At 69.0% G+C, this 21,607-nt stretch carries 16 protein-coding genes and 1 pseudogene; 11 read left to right on the top strand and 6 right to left on the bottom strand.

All coding sequences use genetic code 11. The features are described from left to right. Positions 1-8: 8 nt before the first annotated feature. Positions 9-1,184 (bottom strand): annotated as a pseudogene (locus KIK09_RS36730) (RNA-guided endonuclease InsQ/TnpB family protein); the annotation flags it as partial. Positions 1,185-1,300: 116 nt separating this feature from the next. On the opposite strand from KIK09_RS36730, the gene nirD reads away from it, so the two are divergent. The 3 genes from nirD to KIK09_RS36715 all read left to right on the top strand — a co-directional run bounded on the left by nirD (position 1,301) and on the right by KIK09_RS36715 (position 4,250). Beyond that, on the top strand, positions 1,301-1,633 hold the full coding sequence (nirD, locus tag KIK09_RS36725; RefSeq protein ID WP_214324042.1) for a nitrite reductase small subunit NirD: 333 nt from the start codon (positions 1,301-1,303) through the stop codon (positions 1,631-1,633). A gap of 376 nt (positions 1,634-2,009) precedes the next feature. After that, positions 2,010-3,164: a uroporphyrinogen-III synthase gene (locus KIK09_RS36720; protein ID WP_214324041.1), complete on the top strand. Its 1,155-nt coding sequence runs from the start codon at positions 2,010-2,012 to the stop codon at positions 3,162-3,164. A 366-nt stretch (positions 3,165-3,530) separates the two neighbouring features. Beyond that, complete coding sequence (locus tag KIK09_RS36715) at positions 3,531-4,250, top strand: sirohydrochlorin chelatase (protein WP_308164522.1); 720 nt, start codon at positions 3,531-3,533, stop codon at positions 4,248-4,250. 370 nt (positions 4,251-4,620) lie between these two features. On the opposite strand, the gene KIK09_RS36710 is transcribed toward KIK09_RS36715, so the two are convergent. The 3 genes from KIK09_RS36710 to KIK09_RS36700 all read right to left on the bottom strand — a co-directional run bounded on the left by KIK09_RS36710 (position 4,621) and on the right by KIK09_RS36700 (position 6,798). Then, positions 4,621-4,920 carry a TetR/AcrR family transcriptional regulator C-terminal domain-containing protein gene (locus KIK09_RS36710; protein WP_214324040.1) on the bottom strand — a complete coding sequence of 100 codons (300 nt, stop codon included), beginning with the start codon at positions 4,918-4,920 and terminating at the stop codon, positions 4,621-4,623. A 437-nt stretch (positions 4,921-5,357) separates the two neighbouring features. Beyond that, positions 5,358-6,212, bottom strand: a complete 855-nt coding sequence (locus KIK09_RS36705; protein WP_214324039.1) for a PAC2 family protein — start codon at positions 6,210-6,212, stop codon at positions 5,358-5,360. A 127-nt stretch (positions 6,213-6,339) separates the two neighbouring features. After that, a complete protein-coding gene (locus tag KIK09_RS36700) occupies positions 6,340-6,798 on the bottom strand; it encodes a universal stress protein (RefSeq protein ID WP_250574295.1) in 459 nt (152 codons plus the stop codon). A gap of 80 nt (positions 6,799-6,878) precedes the next feature. Here KIK09_RS36700 and metH point away from each other — a divergent pair, with 80 nt between their 5' ends. The 8 genes from metH to KIK09_RS36660 all read left to right on the top strand — a co-directional run bounded on the left by metH (position 6,879) and on the right by KIK09_RS36660 (position 19,373). Beyond that, positions 6,879-10,337: a methionine synthase gene (gene metH, locus KIK09_RS36695; RefSeq protein ID WP_214324038.1), complete on the top strand. Its 3,459-nt coding sequence runs from the start codon at positions 6,879-6,881 to the stop codon at positions 10,335-10,337. A gap of 1,151 nt (positions 10,338-11,488) precedes the next feature. Further along, a complete protein-coding gene (locus KIK09_RS36690) occupies positions 11,489-12,142 on the top strand; it encodes an HAD family hydrolase (protein WP_214324037.1) in 654 nt (217 codons plus the stop codon). 545 nt (positions 12,143-12,687) lie between these two features. Continuing rightward, the gene (locus tag KIK09_RS36685; protein ID WP_214324036.1) at positions 12,688-13,161 is read left to right on the top strand and encodes a cellulose synthase; all 474 of its coding nucleotides are present in this window, start codon (positions 12,688-12,690) and stop codon (positions 13,159-13,161) included. A gap of 255 nt (positions 13,162-13,416) precedes the next feature. Next, positions 13,417-14,415 (top strand): ABC transporter permease, encoded by a 999-nt coding sequence (locus tag KIK09_RS36680; RefSeq protein WP_214324035.1) that lies wholly within the window; start codon positions 13,417-13,419, stop codon positions 14,413-14,415. Between the two features lie 57 nt (positions 14,416-14,472). Beyond that, positions 14,473-16,233 carry an ABC transporter substrate-binding protein gene (locus KIK09_RS36675; protein WP_214324034.1) on the top strand — a complete coding sequence of 587 codons (1,761 nt, stop codon included), beginning with the start codon at positions 14,473-14,475 and terminating at the stop codon, positions 16,231-16,233. A 79-nt stretch (positions 16,234-16,312) separates the two neighbouring features. After that, the gene (locus KIK09_RS36670) at positions 16,313-17,320 is read left to right on the top strand and encodes an ABC transporter permease (RefSeq protein WP_214324033.1); all 1,008 of its coding nucleotides are present in this window, start codon (positions 16,313-16,315) and stop codon (positions 17,318-17,320) included. Then, a complete protein-coding gene (locus KIK09_RS36665; RefSeq protein WP_214324032.1) occupies positions 17,317-18,351 on the top strand; it encodes an ABC transporter ATP-binding protein in 1,035 nt (344 codons plus the stop codon). Before KIK09_RS36670 ends, KIK09_RS36665 begins: the two co-directional genes overlap by 4 nt. Then, the gene (locus KIK09_RS36660; RefSeq protein WP_214324031.1) at positions 18,348-19,373 is read left to right on the top strand and encodes an ABC transporter ATP-binding protein; all 1,026 of its coding nucleotides are present in this window, start codon (positions 18,348-18,350) and stop codon (positions 19,371-19,373) included. Before KIK09_RS36665 ends, KIK09_RS36660 begins: the two co-directional genes overlap by 4 nt. A 363-nt stretch (positions 19,374-19,736) precedes the next feature. Here the strand turns inward: KIK09_RS36660 and KIK09_RS36655 are convergent, their stop codons facing one another. Together KIK09_RS36655 and KIK09_RS36650 are read right to left on the bottom strand one after the other, a co-directional pair. Beyond that, positions 19,737-20,420 carry a response regulator gene (locus tag KIK09_RS36655; protein WP_214324030.1) on the bottom strand — a complete coding sequence of 228 codons (684 nt, stop codon included), beginning with the start codon at positions 20,418-20,420 and terminating at the stop codon, positions 19,737-19,739. Next, on the bottom strand, positions 20,417-21,559 hold the full coding sequence (locus KIK09_RS36650) for a sensor histidine kinase (protein WP_308164521.1): 1,143 nt from the start codon (positions 21,557-21,559) through the stop codon (positions 20,417-20,419). The genes KIK09_RS36655 and KIK09_RS36650 overlap by 4 nt, the downstream gene beginning before the upstream one ends. Positions 21,560-21,607: the final 48 nt, after the last annotated feature.

Below are 21,607 nucleotides of genomic sequence, written 5' to 3'. Positions count from 1 at the left end.
GGTCGGGTTTCCTGCTTCACCGCCGGCCGCCCGCCCAGGTTGCGCTGCTTGGGTCTTACGCCAGCTCGACAGGCGTTTCAGCTCTCCGCCAGCCCGGCGGCGAGGATGTTGCTGGCGGCGTTCATGTCCCGGTCGTGGGATGCGCCACAAGCGCATTGCCAGGTCCGGACGTTCAGCGGCATGCCCTCTTGCATGGCCCCGCACACCGAGCACAGCTTGGAGGAGGGGAACCACCGGTCCACCGCGATCACGGTGCGCCCGTACCATGCCGCCTTGTACTCCAGCATGCCCCGCAGGTCCCGCCATGCGGCGTCGGAGATGGCGCGCGCCAGCGATCGGTTCTTGATCATGTTGCCGACGGTCAGGTCTTCCACGGCGATCACTTGATTCTCGCGAACAAGCCGTGTGGTGACCTTGTGCAGGAAATCTCTTCTGCGGTCAGCGATCCGGGCGTGGATGCGGGCGACCACCTGCCGGGCTTTGGCCCGGTTGTTGCTGCCCTTGGCCTTGCTGGCGAGCTTTCGCTGAGCACGGGCCAGCTTGCGCCGGTCGCGACGCTCATGCCGAGGGTTGACGATCTTCTCGCCGGTCGAAAGCGTGGCCAGGGCTGTGATGCCCGCGTCAAGCCCGACCGTCTGCTCGACCGGAGCCAGCGGGGAGATTTTCTCCTCCACCAGCATGCAGACAAACCAGCGCCCGGCGCTGTCGCGGGAGACGGTCACCGTGGACGGCTCCGCACCTTCCGGAAGATGCCGCGACCACACGATCGCCAGCGGCGCGTCCATCTTGGCCAGAGTGAGGGTGCCTTCCCGTCATCGGAACGCCGACCGGGTGTATTCCGCCGAGGCGCGGGACTTCTTCCGCGACTTGAACGTCGGATATCTGGCGCGCTTGGCGAAGAAGTTTGCGAAGGCCGCCTGCAAGTGGCGAAGCGCCTGTTGAAGTGGGACCGACGACACCTCCGACAGGAAGTCGAACTCGCCGCTGCGCTTCCACTCCGTCAGGCGCGCCGACGACTGCACATAGGAGACACGGCATCCTTCCTGAGTGTAGGCGCGGCTCCGCTCTTCCAGTGCTTTGTTGTAGACCAGGCGGACGCAGCCGAACGTCCGGGCAAGCTCTTCCGCCTGCTCGCGAGTCGGGTAGAAGCGGTACTTGTAGGCCCGCTTCACGATCTGCGCCACATCTCGCATCCTAGGACACGATCAGCTAAGTATCGCTCGCATGTTCGATATATGGCGCATTGCCGTGTTTCCTCCCCAGGGCTGAAGCCCGGGGTCTCCACGCTCAAGGAGTACCCATGAAAGCTGTAAGGGACTGGGTGGCCGTGTGTGGGTTTGCCGACCTCCTTCCCGAACGCGGGGTCTGCGCCCTCGTCAACGGCTACCAGATCGCGATATTCCGGGACTTCAGCGGCGGCGTCTACGCCCTCGGCAACCTGGACCCGTTCTCGGGGGCACAGGTCCTCTCACGCGGCATCGTTGGCACCCGAGGCACGGAGCCCACGGTCGCTTCCCCCATGCACAAACAGGTCTTCTCCCTGTCCAGCGGCACGTGCCTCGACAACCCTGCGATAGCCGTACCGACGTATCCGGCCCGCGTGAACGGGGGGAAGGTGGAGATCCTCACATGAGTCTGAGAGCTGGCAGGGCTCTGGAAGGAGAGAGCCTCAGGGAGCGCAGGCGAGATGCCGCGCCCCGGCGTCGATTGGGGCGCCGGGTTGGCGAGGAGGCGTATGGCGAAGCTCGGCTCCACGTACGGCGAAGGTCGGAGCTGCGGAGCCCGGCGCCCTGTACGGCGGGGCTCTGGGGCACACGCTCACACGCTCGTGCATCCGGTGGAGGCGGTCACGTGGATGGCCGCCGAGCAGGCCGGGCGGCGGTCGCGTGAGTGAGGCGGGCGGGTCCCATGCGGCGAAGCGGTTCCCATGAGGTGGTCGGTCGCGCAAGTGAGGCGCGCAGGCCTGGGGGCGAGCGGAGTGGGTGGTCTATGGAGGTGGAGGCGAGCGTATGAGTGTGACGCCCGTTGAGGGGCTGGAGACGGCGCAGGACTCGTTGGCGGGGTTCACCGTGGGGGTCACGGCGACCCGGCGCAGGGAGGAGTTCTGCGCGTTGCTGGAGCGGCGGGGTGCTCGGGTGGTGAGCGCGCCCGCGATCCGGCTCGTGCCGTTGGAGGAGGACACCGATCTGCTGGCCGCGACCCGCGACGCCCTGGCGGGGCCGATCGACGACGTGGTGATCACGACGGGCGTCGGGTTCCGTGGGTGGATGGCGGCCGCCGAAGGGTGGGGCTTGTCGGCGGATCTGGCCGATCATCTGGCCAAGTCACGGCTGCTCACCCGAGGGCCCAAGGCCAGGGGCGCCGTGCGGGCCGCGGGGCTCAACGACCACTGGACCCCGGCCACCGAGTCGTGCCAGGAGGTCAAGCAGTATCTGCTGGCCCAGAAGCTGAGCGGTCGCCGTATCGCGGTGCAGCTGCACGGCGAGCCGCTCACGGACTTCGTCGCGGACCTGCGGCATGCGGGCGCCGAGGTGATCGAGATCCCGGTCTACCGATGGCTGCCCTACCGTGACCCCTCGTTGCTGCGCCGCCTGGTCACGCAGACGATCACCGGGGCCGTGGACGCCGTCGCCTTCACCAGCGCGCCCGCCGTCCATGCCATGCTCCGCTCGGCCCGGGCGGACGGGCTCGAGGAGTCGCTGCTCGCGGCCTTCTCCGGCGGCGTCGTGGCGGCCTGCGTCGGCCCGGTCACGGCGGAGCCGCTCACCTCGCGCGGTGTCCATACGCTGCAGCCGGAACGCGCCCGCCTCGGCGCCCTGGCCCGCGCGCTCGCCCGCCACCTGCCCGAGTACGGCGTGACCCGCATCGTCGCGGGCGGCCACCACCTGGAGATCCGCGGTCACGCCGTCGTCGTCGACGGCGAGCTCAAGCCGCTCCCGCCCGCTCCCATGGCGGTGCTGAAGCGCCTCGCGGACAAGCCAGGCCACGTCGTGCCTCGCGCCGACCTCCGCATGGTCCTGCCCGGCGGGCCGACCCGCGACTCGGCCGAACACGCCGTCGAGATGGCCGTCACCCGCCTACGCCGCGCCCTCGGCCCCACCGGCATCGTCGAAACGGTCGTCAAACGCGGCTACCGCCTCGCCTGCCAACGCCCCCTCCCATGACCCCATCCGCCGCCCTCGCCCCATTCCCGACCGGTGTGCACCGTGCCCGCCTCGGATGGCGCGCGCCGCGTCGTGCCCGCTTGGGTGGCTCTTCCAGGGTGGTGCCTCGGTCGGGCAGCTTCGGTGGCGCGCGCTGCGTCGTGTTCGCTTGGGCCTACTTGGGTGGCTCGCCCAAGGTGGTGCCTCGATCGGACGGCTTCGGTGCGCCGCGCCGTGTCGTGACCGGGGTGGGGCGTTTGGGTGGCTTGCTCGGGATCGTGGTCAACCGGGGTCAGTCGGGCGGTGTCGGGGGTTGAGTGGGAGGGCTTCCGGATGGGGGCGTGGGTTGTGTCGAGCGGTGGATGACGAGGTGCGGACGATTCGTGGGTGGGTGGTCTGGGTGCTGAGGGAGGTCATGTGAGTCGGGTGGTACGGCCTGCCTTGGTGTTGGCGGCGCACGGAACTCGGAGTGCGGCGGGGGAGGCGGCCTTGGAGGGGTTGGCGGCGCTGGTGGCGCGGCAGCGGCCGGGGTGTCGGGTTGAGTTGGCCTATCTGGAGATCAGTCGTCCCCGGCTGAGTGATGTGCTGGCGGAGATGGCGGGGGCTGCGGTGGTGGTTCCGCTGCTGTTGGCCGGGGGGTATCACATTCACCAGGACATTCCGGGCATCGTCGCGGGCACGGGTGCCGTCGTCGCCCGGCACCTGGGGCCGCATCCTCTGCTGACCTCCGCTCTGGTGCGCAGGCTTGGGGCGCTGCGGCCGGCGGACTCGGTCATCCTCGGGGCGGCCGGTTCGTCCGACCCGGGGGCGCTGGCCGAGGTGCGCGCCGCCGCCCGCATGCTCGCGGTACGGCTGGCGCGTCCCGTGACCGCGGCCTTCGCCTCCGCGGGCACGCCCACCCTGGCCGAGGTCATGGAGCGAGCCCGCTCGGGTTCCGCCTCTCGGGTGGTGATCGCCTCGTACCTGCTGGCGCCGGGGTACTTCCACGACCGCCTCGAAGCCGCCGGCGCCGACCTGGTCAGCCCGCCCCTCGGCCCCGACCCGGCGCTGGCGGGCCTGGTCTGGCACCGCTACGACGAGTCCCTCGGCAACCGCTCAGCCGCCTGACCACCCGCCAGGCAAACCGCCCTGCCCGCGCCCCCGCGAATCGGGCTCCGCAGGGTTGCCCGCCTGACCGCGCCACCGCTGAGCGGGTTTCGGAGTGGCGCCAACCGGGTTGGGCAGGCGAGCCCGGCCACCGCTGGGGTTCCGCGGGAGGCGGGTTGTGGGCGGCGTGGCGGTGGTCAGCCGGGCGTCACCGGAGGAGTGTGCCCCTGGACAGGGCCCAGCCGAAGTGCGGCGACTGGCGGTGGCGGCTGCTCGCCGTACAGCAGCAGAGCAAAACCGCCGTACAGCAGCAGAGCACAATCGCCGTACAGCCGTAGAGCAAAACCGTCGCACGGCAGCAGAGCAAAGGCCGCCGGACAACAGCGAGCGTCTAAGACTCCAGGCGGAGTTCGCGGACGATCTCCTCGGCGCTCGTGTCACGCGGCGGGACCGAGTCGGCGCCGAAGAACAGCTCGTTGTAGGCGTGGCGGAAGCAGCCCGCGAGCAGCAGCCGGGCGCTGGCCTCAGGGTCGACGCGCTCGGCGACCCGTCCGAGCTGCTGCTCCGCCTTGAGGTAGGCCGACAGCGGCAGGATCTCCGACCGGGGACCCAGTTCGAGGCCGCGCACCACCTCCCTGAAGCGCACCGTCACGCTGGGGGAGGTGAAGGCCGGCAGAGCGGCCGATTGCACTTCGAGGTAGTAATCGATGCCAGACCGGATGACAGGGAGCAAATTATCGCTTACCTGCCCTTTTCCGGCGCGGTGTGACAGGTCGTGCAGAATGCGGAGCCAGAGCGGCAGCCGGTCCTGGAGCAGGGCGAGGAAATGGTCCACCGATCCGCCGGTGCGCTCCTCCCGCAGGGAGAGGGCCATCTCCAGGACGCGCCGCCGCGTGTCCTGACTTCTCTGGTGCGGGTCTACATGGGAAGTCGCCATGGTTGGCCTAACGTGCGCAGTCACATGGGTAGGTTCAACGTGGCACTTCGGCGAATCGCCGATGTTTATCGAGCCGTGTTTCTCCTGGTTGCGTAATCGTTGCGGGCTGGCGTTCCAACTTGGTGCAAAGTTGGACGGTCACCGATTATTACTCGAAATCACGGAAAAATGCTGAATATTGCGGCTGAAGGTTAGCTGTCAGTGTCGGAGTCGCGGTGGCGCAGGTACCGCTCGAACTCCGCCGCGATCGCGTCGCCGCTGGCCTCGGGCAGCTCGGCGGCGTCCTTGCGCTCCTCCAGCTCCTTGACGTATTCAGCCACTTCGCTGTCCTGGGACGCCAGCTCGTCGACGCCGCGCTCCCAGGCACGCGCCTCCTCGTCCAGGTCGCCCAGCGGCATCGGGATCCGTAGCACGTCCTCCATGCGGCGCAGCAGCGCGACCGTCGCCTTCGGGTTGGGCGGCTGGGCCACGTAGTGCGGCACCGACGCCCACAGCGACACCGCGCTCAGCCCCGCCTCGCCGAAGGCGTGCTGCAGCACGCCCACGATCCCCGTGGGGCCCTCGTAACGGCTCAGCTCGAGCCCCGTCGAACGGGCCAGCGCCTCGTCGGTCGCGCCGCCCAGGATCGGCACGGGCCGCGTGTGCGGCGAGTCGTTGAGCAGCGCCCCCAGCATCACGGCCATCTCGACGCCCAGCTCGCGGGCGATCTCGATGATCTCGGCGCAGAACGAGCGCCAGCGCATGTTCGGCTCGATGCCGCGCAGCAGCACCACGTCCCGCTCGACGCCCGGCGGCCTGGCGTGCAGCAGCCGCGTCGTCGGCCACACGATCGACCTGGTCAGCCCGTCGCCCATCTCCACGACGGGCCGCGTGACCTGGAAGTCGTAGTAGTCGTCGGGGTCGAGCGCGATCAGCGGCTCGGCCTTCCACGCGGACTCGAGGTGGGCGATCACGCCGCTGGATGCCTCGCCGGCGTCGTTCCACCCCTCGAACGCGGCTATGAGCACCGGGTCGACGAGCTCGGGGAGCCCTTCGAGCTCGGTCACGTGTCGCCTCCTCTCCTCGCCATCTCGCTAAGCCTATGCGTTGAGGAGTGGTCCGCGTCACCGATCTAGCTCACCGCGGTTTCCCGCCCATGACACGGGCAAGACACGGCAAGGAGTACGGCAGGCCTCAGTGCCCGCCGGGGGTCGTGTGCACGATCAGAACGTCGCAACCGGCGCGGTGCGAGACGTTGGAGGGCACCGAGCCGAGCAGCCGCCCCGCCAGGCTGTTGAGTCCCCTGTTGCCCACGACCAGCAGGTCCGCCTGCACCTCGCCCGCCAGCCTGACCAGGACGTCGACCGCGTCCCCCTGCTCGGCGGCCAGCACGACGTCCTGCGCCCCCGCCGCCACCGCGTGATCCCTGGCCGCCCGCAGCGCGTCGTCCGCCGGGGTCGAGCCGCTGATCTTGTACGCGAGGTCGCCGAGCCGGTCGGCGGCCGCCGCGCGCTCGCTCTCGCGCATGGGCAGATACGCGCAGGCCAGGACGAGCCTGGCCCCCGTCGCGGCGGCCAGGCCCGCCGCCGCGGAGACCGCACGGAAGGAAGAGGTGGAGCCGTCGGTGCCGACAAGTACGGTGCTGTAGGCCATCAGGAACCCCAATTGGACGCGATGTTCAATTGCTCGTCCAGCAGAATAGCGGCCCAAGAGCAACCGATAAGCTTGCCCCCATGAGCGACGTCCCGACCTTCAGAGAAGTGCTGTCCCAGCGAGTGATCGTCGCCGATGGGGCCATGGGGACGATGTTGCAGGCCCAGGACCCGACGCTGGACGACTTCCACGGCCACGAGGGTTGCAACGAGGTGCTCAACGTCACCCGCCCCGACATCGTCCGAGGCGTGCACGACGCCTACTTCGAGGCCGGTGTCGACTGCGTCGAGACCAACACCTTCGGCGCCAACCTGGCCGCGCTCGGCGAGTACGACCTGTCCGACCGCGTCTACGAGTACTCCGAGGCGGGCGCCCGCATCGCCCGCGAGCGCGCCGACCACTGGTCCACCCCCGACAAGCCGCGCTTCGTGCTCGGCTCGATGGGCCCCGGCACCAAGCTGCCCACCCTGGGGCACCTGCCGTACGCCACGCTCAGGGACGCCTACCGCGACAACGCGGCCGGACTGATCGCCGGCGGCGCCGACGCGCTGATCATCGAGACCTGCCAGGACCTGCTCCAGGTCAAGGCCGCCGTCATCGGCGCCAAGCGGGCCATCGAGGCGGCGGGCAAGGACGTGCCGGTCATCGCCCAGGTGACCATCGAGACCAACGGCGCGATGCTGCTCGGCTCCGAGATCGGCGCCGCGCTGACCGCGATCGAGCCGCTCGGCGTCGACCTCATCGGCCTCAACTGCGCCACCGGCCCCGCCGAGATGAGCGAGCACCTGCGCTACCTGGCGCGACACGCCCGGCTGCCGCTGTCGTGCATGCCGAACGCGGGCCTGCCGGTGCTGACCTCCGACGGCGCCTACTACCCGCTGTCGCCGCAGGAGCTGGCCGACGCGCACGAGACCTTCACCCGCGATTACGGCCTGTCGCTGGTCGGCGGCTGCTGCGGCACCACGCCCGAGCACCTGCGCCAGGTGGTCGAGCGCGTCAACGGCCGCGCGCCCGCTTCCAGGCGCCCGCACCCCGAGCCCGGCGCCTCCTCGCTCTACCAGACCGTCCCGTTCCGGCAGGACACCTCCTACCTGGCCATCGGCGAGCGCTGCAACACCAACGGCTCCAAGGCCTTCCGCGAGGCCATGCTGGAGGGCCACTGGGACGACTGCGTGGAGATGGCCCGCGACCAGGCCCGCGGCGGCGCCCACATGCTCGACCTGTGCATCGACTACGTGGGCCGCGACGGCGTGGCCGACATGAAGGAGCTGGCCTTCCGCTTCGCCACGGCCTCGACCCTGCCCATCATGCTCGACTCCACCGAGCCCGCCGTACTGCAGGCAGGCCTGGAGATGCTGGGCGGGCGCGCGGCCGTCAACTCGGTCAACTACGAGGACGGCGACGGCCCCGACTCCCGCTTCCAGAAGATCATGCGCCTGGTCAGGGAGCACGGCTCGGCCGTGGTCGCGCTCACCATCGACGAGGAGGGCCAGGCCCGCACCGCCGACTGGAAGGTCCGGGTTGCCACCCGCCTCATCGAGGACCTGACCACCAACTGGGGCAAGCGGGTCGAGGACATCATCGTCGACTGCCTCACCTTCCCCATCGCCACCGGCCAGGAGGAGACCCGCAAGGACGGCCTGGAGACGATCGAGGCCATCCGCGAGCTCAAGCGCCGCTACCCGACCGTGCAGACCACGCTGGGGCTGTCCAACATCTCCTTCGGCCTCAACCCGGCCGCCCGCATGGTGCTCAACTCGGTGTTCCTCAACGAGTGCGTCAACGCCGGGCTCGACTCGGCGATCGTGCACGCCTCCAAGATCCTGCCGATGGCGCGCATCCCCGACGAGCAGCGCCAGGTCGCGCTCGACATGATCTACGACCGCCGCCGCGACGGCTACGACCCGCTGCAGCGCTTCATGGACCTGTTCGAGGGCGTCGACGCCGCCGCCATGCGCGCGGGCAAGGCCGAGGAGCTGGCCGCGCTGCCGCTGTGGGAGCGGCTCAAGCGGCGCATCATCGACGGCGAGAAGAAGGGCCTGGAGGCCGACCTCGACGACGCCCTCTCCCAGCGGCCCGCCCTGGAGATCATCAACGACGTGCTGCTCGACGGCATGAAGACCGTCGGCGAGCTGTTCGGCTCCGGGCAGATGCAGCTGCCCTTCGTCCTGCAGTCGGCCGAGGTGATGAAGACCGCCGTCGCCTACCTCGAGCCGCACATGGACCGCGTCGAGGGCGAGTCCAAGGGCCGCATCGTGCTGGCCACGGTCAAGGGCGACGTCCACGACATCGGCAAGAACCTGGTCGACATCATCCTGTCCAACAACGGCTACCAGGTCGTCAACCTGGGCATCAAGCAGCCCGTCAGCGCCATCCTCGAGGCCGCCGACGACCAGCGGGCCGACGTCATCGGCATGTCCGGCCTGCTGGTGAAGTCCACGGTGGTGATGAAGGAGAACCTGGAGGAGATGAACTCCAGGGGCATCTCGGAGAAGTACCCCGTGCTGCTGGGCGGCGCCGCCCTCACCCGCGCCTACGTCGAGCAGGACCTGGCCGAGCTGTTCGAGGGCGAGGTGCGCTACGCCCGCGACGCCTTCGAGGGCCTGCGCCTGATGGACGCCTTCATGTCGCACAAGCGCGAGGGCGTCCCGCTGCCCGCGCTGCGCGAACGCCGCGTCAAGACCGGCGCCGTGCTGCAGCGCACCCCGGTCGAGGAGCTGCCCGCCCGCTCCGACGTGGCCGCCGGAAACCCGGTGCCGACGGCGCCCTTCCACGGCGACCGCATCGTCAAGGGCGTCTCGCTGGCCGAATACTCCGCCTTCCTCGACGAGCGCGCGCTCTTCCTGGGCCAGTGGGGCCTCAAGCCCACCCGCGGCGGCGACGGCCCCGGCTACGAGGAACTGGTCGAGACCGAGGGACGGCCGCGGCTGCGCATGTGGCTCGACCGCATGCAGACCGAGGGCCTGCTCGAGGCCGCCGTCGTCTACGGCTACTTCCCGTGCGTCAGCGACGGCGACTCGCTCATCATCCTCGACGAGTCGGGCGGTGAGCGGACCCGCTTCACCTTCCCGCGCCAGCGCCGCGACCGCCACCTGTGCCTGTCGGACTTCTTCCGCACCCGCGAGTCGGGGGAGACCGACGTCGTCGCCTTCCAGGTGGTCACCATGGGCGGCAAGATCGCCGAGGCCACCGGCGAGCTGTTCGCCAAGGACGCCTACCGCGACTACCTCGAGCTGCACGGCCTGTCGGTCCAGCTCACCGAGGCCCTGGCCGAATACTGGCACGCCCGGGTCCGCTCGGAGTGGGGCATCGGCGGCCAGGAGTCCCTGGACGACATGCTCAAGGTCAACATCCAGGGCTGCCGCTACTCCTTCGGCTACCCCGCCTGCCCCAACCTCGAGGACCAGGTGCAGCTGTTCCAGCTCCTCGAGCCGGAGCGCATCGGGGTGAGCCTGTCGGAGGAGTTCCAGCTCCACCCCGAACAGTCCACCTCCGCCCTGGTCGCCCACCACCCCGAGGCCAAGTACTTCAACGTCTGACCCGGCCGGCTTCTCCTCTCAGACAGTGCGCCGCCGTACGGCGGCCTCTGCTCGGGCAGTGTGCTGCTGTGCGGCGGTCTCTGCTCGGGCGGTGTGCTGCTGTGCGGCGGTCTCTGCTCGGGCGGTGTGCTGCTGTGCGGCGGTCTCTGCTCGGGCGGTGTGCTGCTGTGCGGCGGTCTCTGCTCGGGCAATGTGCTGTCGTACGGCGCTCTCTGCTCAGCCAGTGCTCTCGTACGGCAAGCCGCCCTGCCGCCACCCGCCGCACTTCGGTTGCCCTCTGTCCAGGGAGACGCCACGCCAGCAGGACGTGGCGGGCCACCGTTACGCCGCCACGTAACCCAGGCACCCCGGCCGGGGCTGCCCGCGGTGCCGCTGTGTCTTGCCGCTTCGGTGCCTGGGATGCCGGGGCGGGGTAGCGTGCTGGGCTAGCCGCCGCACGAGGCGCCGTCTTCCGCCGTCCTATGTCTCGCCGACGCGGCGCCTGGGGGGCCAGGCCTGGGGCCGTGGCGGACGTTCAGCCGTACGGGGCGCCGTCTTCCGCCGTCCTATGTCTCGCCGACGCGGCGCCTGGGGGGCCAGGCCTGGGGCCGTGGCGGACGTTCAGCCGTACGAGGCGCCGACTTCCGCCGTGCCACGTCTCGCCGACGCGGTGCTTGGGGGTGCCGGGGTCTGAGGGGGCGCTGGGCGGTTCGCCGTGCGGGGTGCAGGCGTTCGCGCGTTCCCGTGTCTCGCCGACGTAGCGCCTGGGTGCCCGCGCTGCCGTGGCTGCGGGCGAGCTCGCCGTACCAGGTCACTGTGCGAGGGCGGTCCCTGGGTCGCGTCGGCGGGTCGTAGGTCGGCGGAGGTCGGTGTCTTGTGGTGTGAGGGCCTCTCGGCCCGGGGTCCACGGGCGTGGCGACGCGGGGGGCGCCCGGGTGAGGGGCCGAGGGGGCCGTTGCTGGGTTCTTGGGTGGGCGGGGCGCTCCTCGGTGGTGGGGGCGCTCCTTGGTGGGGAAGTGTTTGGGCGGGGTTGGGGTGGGGGAGGGGGTGGGTTCTTTGCGGGGGGCGAGAATGGGGGTGAGGTGGGGTGGGAGGTGAGCGTGGGGTGCGTGGTGGGAATGGCTCAGGCATGGGCAGTCGTTAACTCTTGCCCAAGGGAAAGCGGGGGACGGATGGAAGCGGTCTTCTTCGACATGGACGGGCTGCTGGTCGACACCGAGAAGGTGTGGCTGGAGCTCGAGACCGAGGTGATGGCCAGGCTGGGCGGCGATTGGACCCCTGAGCACCAGTCGCATCTGGTCGGCGGGTCGATGGAGCGTACGGTCGCCTACATGCTGGCCGTCTCGGGCTCCGAGGTGCACCCGCAGACGCTGCGGCAGTGGATGGTCGACGGGATGGTGTCCCGCCTGTCGCGCGGGGTGCGGGTCATGCCGGGCGCGTCCGAGCTGCTGGACGGGCTGCGTGCCGAGGGCGTTCCGGTGGCGCTGGTCACCTCGTCGCTGAAGGAGATCGCCGAGGCGGTGCTGACGTCCGTCGGTCGCGACAGGTTCGACGTGATCGTGACCGCCGACGACGTGGAGCGCACCAAGCCGGACCCGGAGCCGTACCTGACCGCCTGCAGCCTGCTGGGGGTCGAGCCCGTGCGGTGCGTGGTGCTCGAGGACTCGCCCAACGGCGTCGCGGCCGGCACCGCCGCCGGGTGCGCGGTGGTGGCGGTGCCGAGCCTGCTGCCGATCGAGCCCGCCCCGGGCCGCCTCGTGGTCGACTCGCTGACCGAGATCACGATCGACCGGCTACGCGCCCTGGTAACCGACACCACCGCCTGACCGACCACGCGATGAGGCCCAACGTCCCCGCGTGACCGTCGGCGGTACATAAGACCGAGCCAGCGCGAGCGCGTCTGCAGGTCCGGCGTGGCCGTCGGTCTCGCCGACCGAAAGCCGTGGGGCCAGGGGCACCGCGCTCATCTGTGAAGGCCCAGTCATTGCAGGCGTGTCTGTGGGGGCTCACCTGGGGTGGCGAGTGGTTGCAGGCGTGTCTGTGGGGGCTCACCTGGGGTGGCGAGTGGTTGCAGGCGTGTCTGTGGGGGCTCACCTGGGGTGGCGAGTGGTTGCAGGCGTGTCTGTGGGGGCTCACCTGGGATGGCCAGTGATTGCAGGCGCGTCTGTGGGGGCCGGGGCGGCTGTCGGGTGGGGGTGGCCAGGGACGGCGGCTGCCAGGAGCGGGTGGGCGAACAGGGACAGGTCGCTGGTGGGGTGGGGTGGGTACCGGGGCGTTGGTCGCGGGCGCTCTGGGCGGGTCTCGACCCCTAGGGGGAAAGCCGTTCTCGTGGAGGAGGAGCAGGCGGGGAACGGCGTGCCAGGATGGAGTCATGGGTTTCAATCAGATCGCGTGGCTGCCGTTGTGCATCGTTGTGACCGCCGTGGGACTGGTGTTCAGCTACCTGGCGCTGCGTCGCCGGGGCGTGGCGGCGGGCCTGCGGATGGCGGCGTGGTCACTGCTGCCGATGGCCGCCTACCTCACCGGCGCGCTGCAGTCGCTGTGGACGATCGGCTCCACGATCGTCTCGTTCGTCACCAGCCTGATCTTCAACCCCATGGTGTGGGCGGGAGTCGCGGTGACAGGTCTGTCGGTGGTGCTGTTCGTCGTCTCCGGCGTGATGCGCGGCAGGAAGCTGCGCCGTGGCGACGGGGGCAAGCAGCCGAAACAGCCCAAGCAGGCCGAGGCGGTTCAGCCCTCAGCGAAACCCGCCACGCCCGCCGGACGGCCCGCCGTACAGGCTCCACAAAAGGATGATGATTTTTCTGACATCGAGGACATTCTCAAACGCCGTGGTATCAGTTGATTCCGGGAGTGTCACAGTTCCGAGACTGAAACGGAACTGGCCGTAGACATTCACTTCAAGATCGATACGAATGCGTTTCGCGTGAATCACAGTTAAGCCACATCGTGCCCTCAGGGACTAGTCACTCCAGCTCAGGCCGTAGATTCTGCCGACGGAGACCGTGACACTGCGGTCTTGGCAATCTTTGGCGCACTATCCTGACCGGACCCGCGCCGCACTCGGACGACGTCGTCTGGAATCCAGGGGGCTACTGGAATGACCGCACCGCTCGATGTTCCGGGCTCGGCCATTGAGGCTGGACCGGAGACCGTTCTGGAGGGGGCGGAAACCACAGCCATCCGAGGGCGTTCCCTTGGACAGATCGCGTGGATGAGGCTCAAACGCGACCGCATCGCCATGATCGGCGGCGCGGTGATCATCCTGCTGATCCTGGTGGCGATCTTCGCGCCGCTGCTGGTGTCGTGGCTCGGCCACCCGCCCGCCGAATGGCACCGTGAGAAGGTCGACCCGAGCATCGGGGCGCCGCTGGGCAGTTTCGGCGGCATCAGCCACGACTTCCTGCTCGGCGTCGAGCCGACCACCGGACGCGACCTGTTCAGTCGCATCCTCTATGGGGCGCGCGTCTCGCTGCTGATCGCGTTCCTGGCCACGCTGCTGTGCGTGGTGCTCGGCACCGTGTTCGGCATGATCGCCGGCTTCTTCGGCGGCTGGATCGACACGGTGATCAGCCGGGCCATGGACATCTTCCTGGCCTTCCCGCTGCTGGTGTTCGCGCTGGCGCTGGCGGGGGTGATCCCGGACAAGGCCTTCGGCCTGTCGGGAGACTCGCTGCGGATCAGCCTGCTGGTGTTCATCATCGGGTTCTTCAACTGGCCCTACATCGGCCGAATAATCCGTGGTCAAACGCTCTCCCTGCGCGAAAGGGAGTTCGTCGACGCCTCACGGAGCCTGGGCGCGCGCAGCCACATCATCCTGTTCAAGGAGATCCTGCCCAACCTGCTGGCGCCGATCCTCGTCTACTCCACGCTGCTGATCCCCTCCAACGTGCTGTTCGAGGCCGCGCTGTCCTTCCTGGGCGTGGGTGTGCGCCCGCCCACTCCGACGTGGGGAGGCATGCTGGCCGACGCCGTGCACAACTACGACGTGGCGCCGAACTTCATGCTCTTCCCCGGCCTCGCGATCTTCATTACCGTGCTGGCCTTCAACCTGCTCGGTGACGGCCTCCGGGACGCGTTCGACCCGAAGGCCCGATGACCTCGTGAGTTTTCCGAAATGTTCTGTACTCCTACATTCAAGGGGTGTGCTAGGTCAATGAAGATGAGATCCACGGCGTCCGCGGTCGCAGTGACCGCCGCTCTCGCCCTGGTCGTCTCCGCGTGTGGCGGTGGCGGCGGCAACAAGAGCACGGGTGGTGGCGGCAAGGAGCCCACGAGCCAGTTCAATGCCGGTGTGGAGCAGGTCGTCAACCCGTCAGAAAAGACGGGCGGCACCCTGCACATGGGCATGCCCGGTGACTTCGACTCGGTCGACCCGGGCGACATGTACTACGGCTACGCCTGGAACTTCGCCCGCTTCTACACCCGGGCGCTGACGATGTTCAAGCCGGTCCCCGGCAAGGACGGCCTGCAGCTCGTCGGTGACCTGGCCGAGGATGTCGGCAAGGCCTCCGACGGCGGTAAGACCTGGACCTACAAGCTGCGTCAGGGCATCAAGTTCGAGGACGGCACCCCGGTGACCTCCAAGGACGTGAAGTACGGCGTGGCCCGGGCGTTGGACAAGGACATCCTGCCCAACGGCCCCACGTACTTCGGTGACATGCTCGAGACCGACGGCTACACCGGCCCTTACAAGATGAAGGGCAAGCTGGACAGCTGGAAGGGCATCGAGACCCCCGACGACAACACGATCGTCTTCCACCTGAAGAAGCCGTTCGGTGGTTTCGACTACCTGGCGATGCTGCCGCAGACGGCCCCGGTGCCGGAGGCCAAGGACACGGGCGCGAAGTACAAGGAGCACCCTGTCGCCACCGGCCCGTACATGTTCAAGGCGCACGAGCTGGGCAAGCGGATCGAGCTGGTCAAGAACCCCCAGTGGGACGCCGCGACCGACCCCAACCGCAAGCAGCTCAACGACTCGATCGAGGTTCTCCTCGGCCAGAACGAGGACGACCTGGACCAGCGTCTGCTGTCCGGTAAGATCGACATCAAGGTCAACAGCACCGGTGTGGCGGCCAACGCCCGCAAGACGGTCCTGACGGACCCGAAGCGCAAGCAGTACGCCGACTCCGCGCCGATCGCCCGTACCTGGTTCACCAACCTCAACAGTGATGTGCCGCCGTTCGACAACATCCACTGCCGCAAGGCCGTGCTGTTCGCTGCGGACAAGTCGGCCATCCAGGGTGTCTACGGTGGCCCCGAGGCCGGTGGCGACATCGCGACCAGCCTGATGCCGCCGATGCTGCCGGGCTACAAGCCGATCGACCCCTACAACGTCAAGGCGCAGCCGACCGGCGACGTCGAGAACGCCAAGAAGGAACTGCAGGCCTGCGGCAAGCCCGAAGGCTTCAGCACCGTGATCTCCTTCCGCAACGAGCGTTCCGCCGAGAAGCAGACCGCCGAGGCGCTGCAGCAGTCGCTCGGCCGCGTGGGCATCAAGCTGGAGCTCAAGGGCTTCCCGCAGGGTGACTACTTCAAGCTGTACGCCGGCAAGCCCGACTTCGCCAAGAAGAACGGCCTGGGCCTGATGGTCTACGGCTGGGGCGCCGACTGGCCGGAGAGCTTCGGCTTCTTCCAGCAGATCGTCGACAGCCGGGTCATCCGCGCCGCTGGTAACACCAACCTCGGCGTCAAGGACCCCGAGATCGACAAGCTCGTCGACCAGGCGGCTGCCGAGCTGGACGAGACCAAGCGCAACGACACCTGGGCGGCGATCGACGCGAAGGTCATGGACGACGCGTTCATCCTGCCCTACGTCTGGGCGCACGGCCTGTTCTACCGGCCGCCGACAGTGAAGAACATCTTCGTCAGCCAGAACTGGGGCATGTACGAGTTCCTCACCCTCGGTACCCAGTAAGAACGCCGGTTCGTACGTCGAAAGCAGGTGAAGGCTCGACGGCCGGGCTCACAAGGCCCGGCCGTCAAGGCCGAGATCAGTGGTCACATACATCATCAGACGGTTGATAGCGGCCGTCATGCTGCTGTTCGTGGTGAGCATCGCGACGTTCGCCATCTTCTTCCTGGTACCGCGATTGGCGGGCATGTCGTCAGACGACCTGGCCTCCCGGTACGTGGGCAAGGCGGCCAACGCGCAGGTCATCCATGACACCGCGATCAGGCTGGGCTTCAACGACCCGCTCGTCGTCCAGTACGGGCGTTTCGTGAAGGGCATCTTCACCGGCGTCGACCGGAACTACGGGCCGGGCGTGGAGCACTGCCCCGCGCCCTGCCTGGGCTTCTCCTACGTCAATCAGAACCCGGTCCTGCCGGACCTGCTCGACCGCCTGCCCACCACACTCGGGCTGGCACTGGGCGCGGCGGTGATCTGGGTGATCTTCGGCGTGGCGACCGGCGTGCTGTCGGCGCTGCGGCGAGGCAGCTTCTTCGACCGCTTCTCCATGGGCATCGCCCTGGCCGGCGTGTCGCTGCCCATCTTCTTCACCGGCATCGTCTCGCTGGCGATCTTCCGTGACCAGCTCGGCCTGGTGCCCGACGTCTCCGAACTCGAAGGCGCCGACCCGGTCACCTGGATGGGCATCATGCTGATGCCCTGGATCACGCTGGCGTTCCTGTACGCGGCCGGTTACGCCCGCCTCACCAGAGCGGGCATGCTGGAAACCATGTCAGAGGACTACATCCGCACCGCCAGGGCCAAGGGCCTCAACGAGCGGACCGTAGTGATCAAGCACGGGTTGCGTGCCACGCTCACGCCCGTGCTGACGATGTTCGGCCTCGACCTCGGCCTCCTGCTCGGCGGCGCCGTACTGACCGAGAGCACGTTCTCGCTGCCCGGCATCGGCAAGTACGCCGTGGACGCCATCAACAACAACGACCTGCCCCAGGTGATGGGCGTGACGCTGGTCGCGGCCACCTTCATCATCCTGGCCAACCTGGTCGTCGACCTGCTCTACGCGGTCGTGGACCCGAGGGTGAGGCTCGCGTGACCGGGAACGCCTTTCTCGACGTCAAGGACCTGAAGATCCACTTCCCGACTGACGACGGCCTGGTCAAGTCCGTCGACGGGCTGTCGTTCTCCCTGGAGCGCGGCAAGACGCTCGGTATCGTCGGCGAGTCAGGATCCGGCAAGTCCGTCACCAGCCTCGGCATCCTCGGCCTGCACAAGCGGGGCGGCGCCAAGATCTCCGGCGAGATCTGGCTCGACGGCGAGGAACTCGTCGGCGCCACCGAGGAGCACGTGCGCGGCCTGCGCGGCAAGCGGATGTCGATGATCTTCCAGGATCCGCTGTCGGCCATGCACCCCTTCTACTCGGTCGGCGACCAGATCATCGAGGCCTACCGGATCCACCACAAGGTCACCAAGCAGGTCGCGCGCAAGCACGCCATCGACATGCTTGAGCGGGTCGGCATCCCCGAGCCGAACCGGCGGGTCGACTCCTTCCCGCACGAGTTCTCCGGCGGCATGCGGCAGCGCGCCATGATCGCGATGGCGCTGTCGTGCGACCCCGAGCTGCTCATCGCCGACGAGCCGACCACCGCGCTCGACGTGACCGTGCAGGCCCAGATCCTCGACCTCATGCGCGACCTGCAGCGCGAGTTCAACTCCGCGCTGATCGTCATCACCCACGACCTGGGCGTCGTCGCCGAACTGTCCGATGACATCCTGGTGATGTATGGCGGCAAGTGCGTCGAATACGGCACGACCGACGACATCTTCTACCGTCCCGAGCACCCCTACACCTGGGGTCTACTGGGATCGATGCCCCGCCTCGACCGCGAGCCCACCGAACGGCTGCTGCCCATCAAGGGCTCGCCGCCTTCGCTGATCAACGTGCCCAAGGGCTGTGCCTTCCACCCCCGCTGCCCGTACTCCGACCAGACCGAGGGCAGGTCGAAGTCCGAGGTGCCCGCCCTGCTCGAGACCGAGGGCGGCCACCTGGTGCGCTGCCACCTGAGCCGTCAGGAGCGGCACAGGCTGTGGGAGACCGAGATCAAGCCAGTGCTGGAGACGCAGTGACTAGCGAGAACGAGCCGCTTCTTTCCGTGCAGAACATGGAGAAGCACTTCCCGGTGACCAAGGGCCTGCTCAAAAGGCAGGTCGGCGCCGTCAAGGCGGTCGACGGGATCAGCTTCGACGTCTTCAAGGGCGAGACCCTGGGCCTGGTGGGCGAGTCCGGCTGCGGCAAGTCGACCACCGGCCGTCTGGTGACCCGCCTGCTCGAGCCGACCGCCGGCAAGGTGATCTTCGAGGGCCAGGACATCACCCACATGAGCCAGGGCCGGCTGCGCCCGCTCCGCCGCGACATGCAGATGATCTTCCAGGATCCCTACTCGTCGCTGAACCCCCGGCACACCGTCGGCACCATCGTCGGCGCCCCGTTCCGCATCCAGGGCGTGCAGACCGAGCATGGCATCAAGAAGGCTGTGCAGGACATCCTGGGGCTGGTGGGCCTCAACCCCGAGCACTACAACCGCTACCCGCACGAGTTCTCCGGCGGCCAGCGGCAGCGCATCGGCATCGCCCGGACGCTCGCGCTCAAGCCCAAGCTGATCATCGCCGACGAGCCGGTGTCCGCGCTTGACGTGTCGATCCAGGCGCAGGTGGTCAACCTTCTCGAAGACCTGCAGAACGAGCTGGACCTCACCTACGTGGTGATCGCCCACGACCTGTCCGTGGTCCGCCACATCAGCGACCGGGTCGCGGTCATGTACCTCGGCAAGATCGTCGAGATCGCCGACCGCAAGCGGCTCTACAGCTCGCCCATGCACCCTTACACCAACGCCCTGATGTCGGCGGTGCCGATCCCCGACCCCAAGGCGCGCCGCGAGGGCCGCGAGCGCATCCGCCTCACCGGCGACGTGCCCAGCCCGCTCAACCCGCCGCCCGCCTGCCGCTTCCACACCCGCTGCTGGAAGGCCCAGGAGATCTGCAAGACCGTCGAGCCGCCGCTCGAGGAGCTCGCCAGCGGCCACCGGGTCGCCTGCCACTTCCCGGAGAACGCTCCGGACGCGGCGAAGGCCGTCGCTGCTTCTGCATGATTTCTCCGGTACGGCGAGGCCGCTCGCCGTACTTCGGCTTCGGTCCCGATGTTCGCGGTGATCTTGTACGGCGAGGCCGCCCTTACGGCCGCCCGCCGTACTTCGGCTGAGGGCCCGCGTCCGGCGCGTCCGGCGAGTCGGTGACTGTTGCTCGCCGCCACGGCGCTTCGGTATGCGGGCACCACGGTCCCCCTGGCCCGCCGTACCGGGTGCCGGACGACCGCCGTACACCTCCTCGCCGACCCCGGCGCGCGAGAGCGCGGCTCGCCGTACACCCCGCTTGGAAAGGCGCAGCTTGCCGCACACAGGCGTCGGCGTCGCCGTACACCCCGAGGGGTGCGCGGCGATGCCGGGCTCGGGATGTCAGGAAAGGGCGCCTGGGGTGATCAGACCGGTTTCGTAGGCGAGGACGACCGCCTGGACGCGGTCGCGGAGGCCGAGTTTGGTCAGGACGTTGCCGACGTGCGTCTTGACCGTGGTCTCGCTGACCACGAGCTTGGCGGCGATCTCGGCGTTGGACATGCCCTTGGCGATCAGGCGGAGCACCTCGAGCTCCCGCTCCGTCAGCCGGTCGAGCCGCGCCGGCGTGGCCTGCTCGTACGCCGACGGCAGCCGCGTCGCGAACCGGTCGAGCAGCCGCCGCGTCACCGACGGCGCCACGATCGCGTCGCCGGCCGCCACCACCCGGATGGCCTGCACCAGCTCGTCCGGCGGCACGTCCTTCAGCAGGAACCCGGACGCGCCCGAGCGCAGCGCCTCCACGATGTACTCGTCCAGGTCGAACGTGGTCAGCACCAGCACCTTCGGCACGTGCGCCCCCGAGGCGGCCTCCCGCACGATCCTGCGGGTCGCCTCGATGCCGTCGACGCCCGGCATGCGGATGTCCATCAGCACCACGTCGGGCAGCAGCGCCCGCGTCTGCTCCTGCGCGTCCTTGCCGTCGCCCGCCTGGCCCACCACCGTGATGTCGGTCTCGGCCTCGAGGATCAGTCGGAAACCGGTACGCAGCAGCGGCTGGTCGTCCACCAGCAGCACTCTGATCGTCATTGTCCGTCCTTCAACGGGAACCTCGCCCGCACCTCGAAACCGCCCCCTGATCGCGGGCCGATGCTCAGGACTCCACCATAGAGTGCGACCCGCTCGCGGATGCCCACCAAACCGTGACCTTGCCGCCCGGACAGGGTAGCGGTTCCCGGGCCGTCGTCCTCAACCCGCACGTCCAGCTCCCGTACGGCATGCCGTACGGTCACCACAGCCTTGGCGCCGGGACCGGCGTGCCGCAGGCTGTTGGTCAGGCCCTCCTGGATGAGGCGGTAGGCGGCCAGGTCGACACCGGCCGGGATCGGGCTGGGCTCGCCCTCGATCTCCAGGCGGGTGGGCAGGCCCGCCTCCCGCATCTGCTCGACCAGCCTGGGCAGGTCCAGCATGCCCGGCTGGGGGCCCAGCTCGGCGGGGGAGTCGGTACGCAGCACGCCCACGATGTTGCGCATCTCGGTCATCGCCATCCGGCCGGTCTGCTCGATCGCCGACAGCGCCTCCCGCGCCAGGTCCGGATCCGAGGCCAGCACCTTGCGCGCCGCCGCGGCCTGCACGGTCATCACGCTCACGTGGTGGGCGACCACGTCGTGCAACTCGCGCGCGATCCGGGACCGTTCCTCGGCCCGCGCCGCCCGCGTGTCAGCGGCGTGCGCCCGCTCGAGCCGCGCGGCCCTGTCCTTCAGCTCGTCCAGGTAGGCGCGACGCAGCCGGAAGCTGCGTCCCGCGCCCCAGACGGCCACCACCAGCAGCAGCACGACCAGATGCTTGCTCGGGCTCTCCAGCGCCTCGCCGAAACTGGCGCCCGCCGCGTAGGCCACCATGGTCAGCAGCAGCGCGCCCAGCGCCACCGCCAGCCCCCGGTAGGCGGCCACCGAATAGACCAGGATCAACCCGCCCAAGCCCACCTGGCCCGAGCCGTACCCCATCACGGCCAGCAGCGACTCGGGCACCAGCCCCGCGCAGAACGCGGCCAGCGGCCACCGCCTCCGCACCGCCACCGGCGCACACCCCAGCACGACCAGCACCCCGCCGAACACGTCGGGAGCCTTGAGCTGCGCCGTTTGCGAGTACACGAACATCACCACGCACACCGCCGCCGCGACCACAGCCAGGGCCGCGTCGTTCACCAGGGCCCGGTCGATGCGCACGGCCCCACTGTAAGACCAGGTAAGAGCCCCAAGCCTCCTCCCACGGGA

This window comes from Nonomuraea sediminis (assembly GCF_018531495.1).
GTDB lineage: Bacteria > Actinomycetota > Actinomycetes > Streptosporangiales > Streptosporangiaceae > Nonomuraea > Nonomuraea sediminis.
The sequence above is the reverse complement of the archived record's forward strand: the minus strand, read 5'-3'. Positions and strand labels throughout refer to the sequence as shown.

Bases quoted from the DNA above. Each gene is read 5' to 3' on its own strand.
- nirD (WP_214324042.1), top strand. From the start codon at position 1,301: ATGAAAGCTGTAAGGGACTGGGTGGCCGTGTGTGGGTTTGCCGACCTC.
- KIK09_RS36720 (WP_214324041.1), top strand. From the start codon at position 2,010: ATGAGTGTGACGCCCGTTGAGGGGCTGGAGACGGCGCAGGACTCGTTG.
- KIK09_RS36700 (WP_250574295.1), bottom strand. From the start codon at position 6,798: ATGGCCTACAGCACCGTACTTGTCGGCACCGACGGCTCCACCTCTTCC.
- metH (WP_214324038.1), top strand. From the start codon at position 6,879: ATGAGCGACGTCCCGACCTTCAGAGAAGTGCTGTCCCAGCGAGTGATC.
- KIK09_RS36690 (WP_214324037.1), top strand. From the start codon at position 11,489: ATGGAAGCGGTCTTCTTCGACATGGACGGGCTGCTGGTCGACACCGAG.
- KIK09_RS36685 (WP_214324036.1), top strand. From the start codon at position 12,688: ATGGGTTTCAATCAGATCGCGTGGCTGCCGTTGTGCATCGTTGTGACC.
- KIK09_RS36680 (WP_214324035.1), top strand. From the start codon at position 13,417: ATGACCGCACCGCTCGATGTTCCGGGCTCGGCCATTGAGGCTGGACCG.
- KIK09_RS36675 (WP_214324034.1), top strand. From the start codon at position 14,473: ATGAAGATGAGATCCACGGCGTCCGCGGTCGCAGTGACCGCCGCTCTC.
- KIK09_RS36655 (WP_214324030.1), bottom strand. From the start codon at position 20,420: ATGACGATCAGAGTGCTGCTGGTGGACGACCAGCCGCTGCTGCGTACC.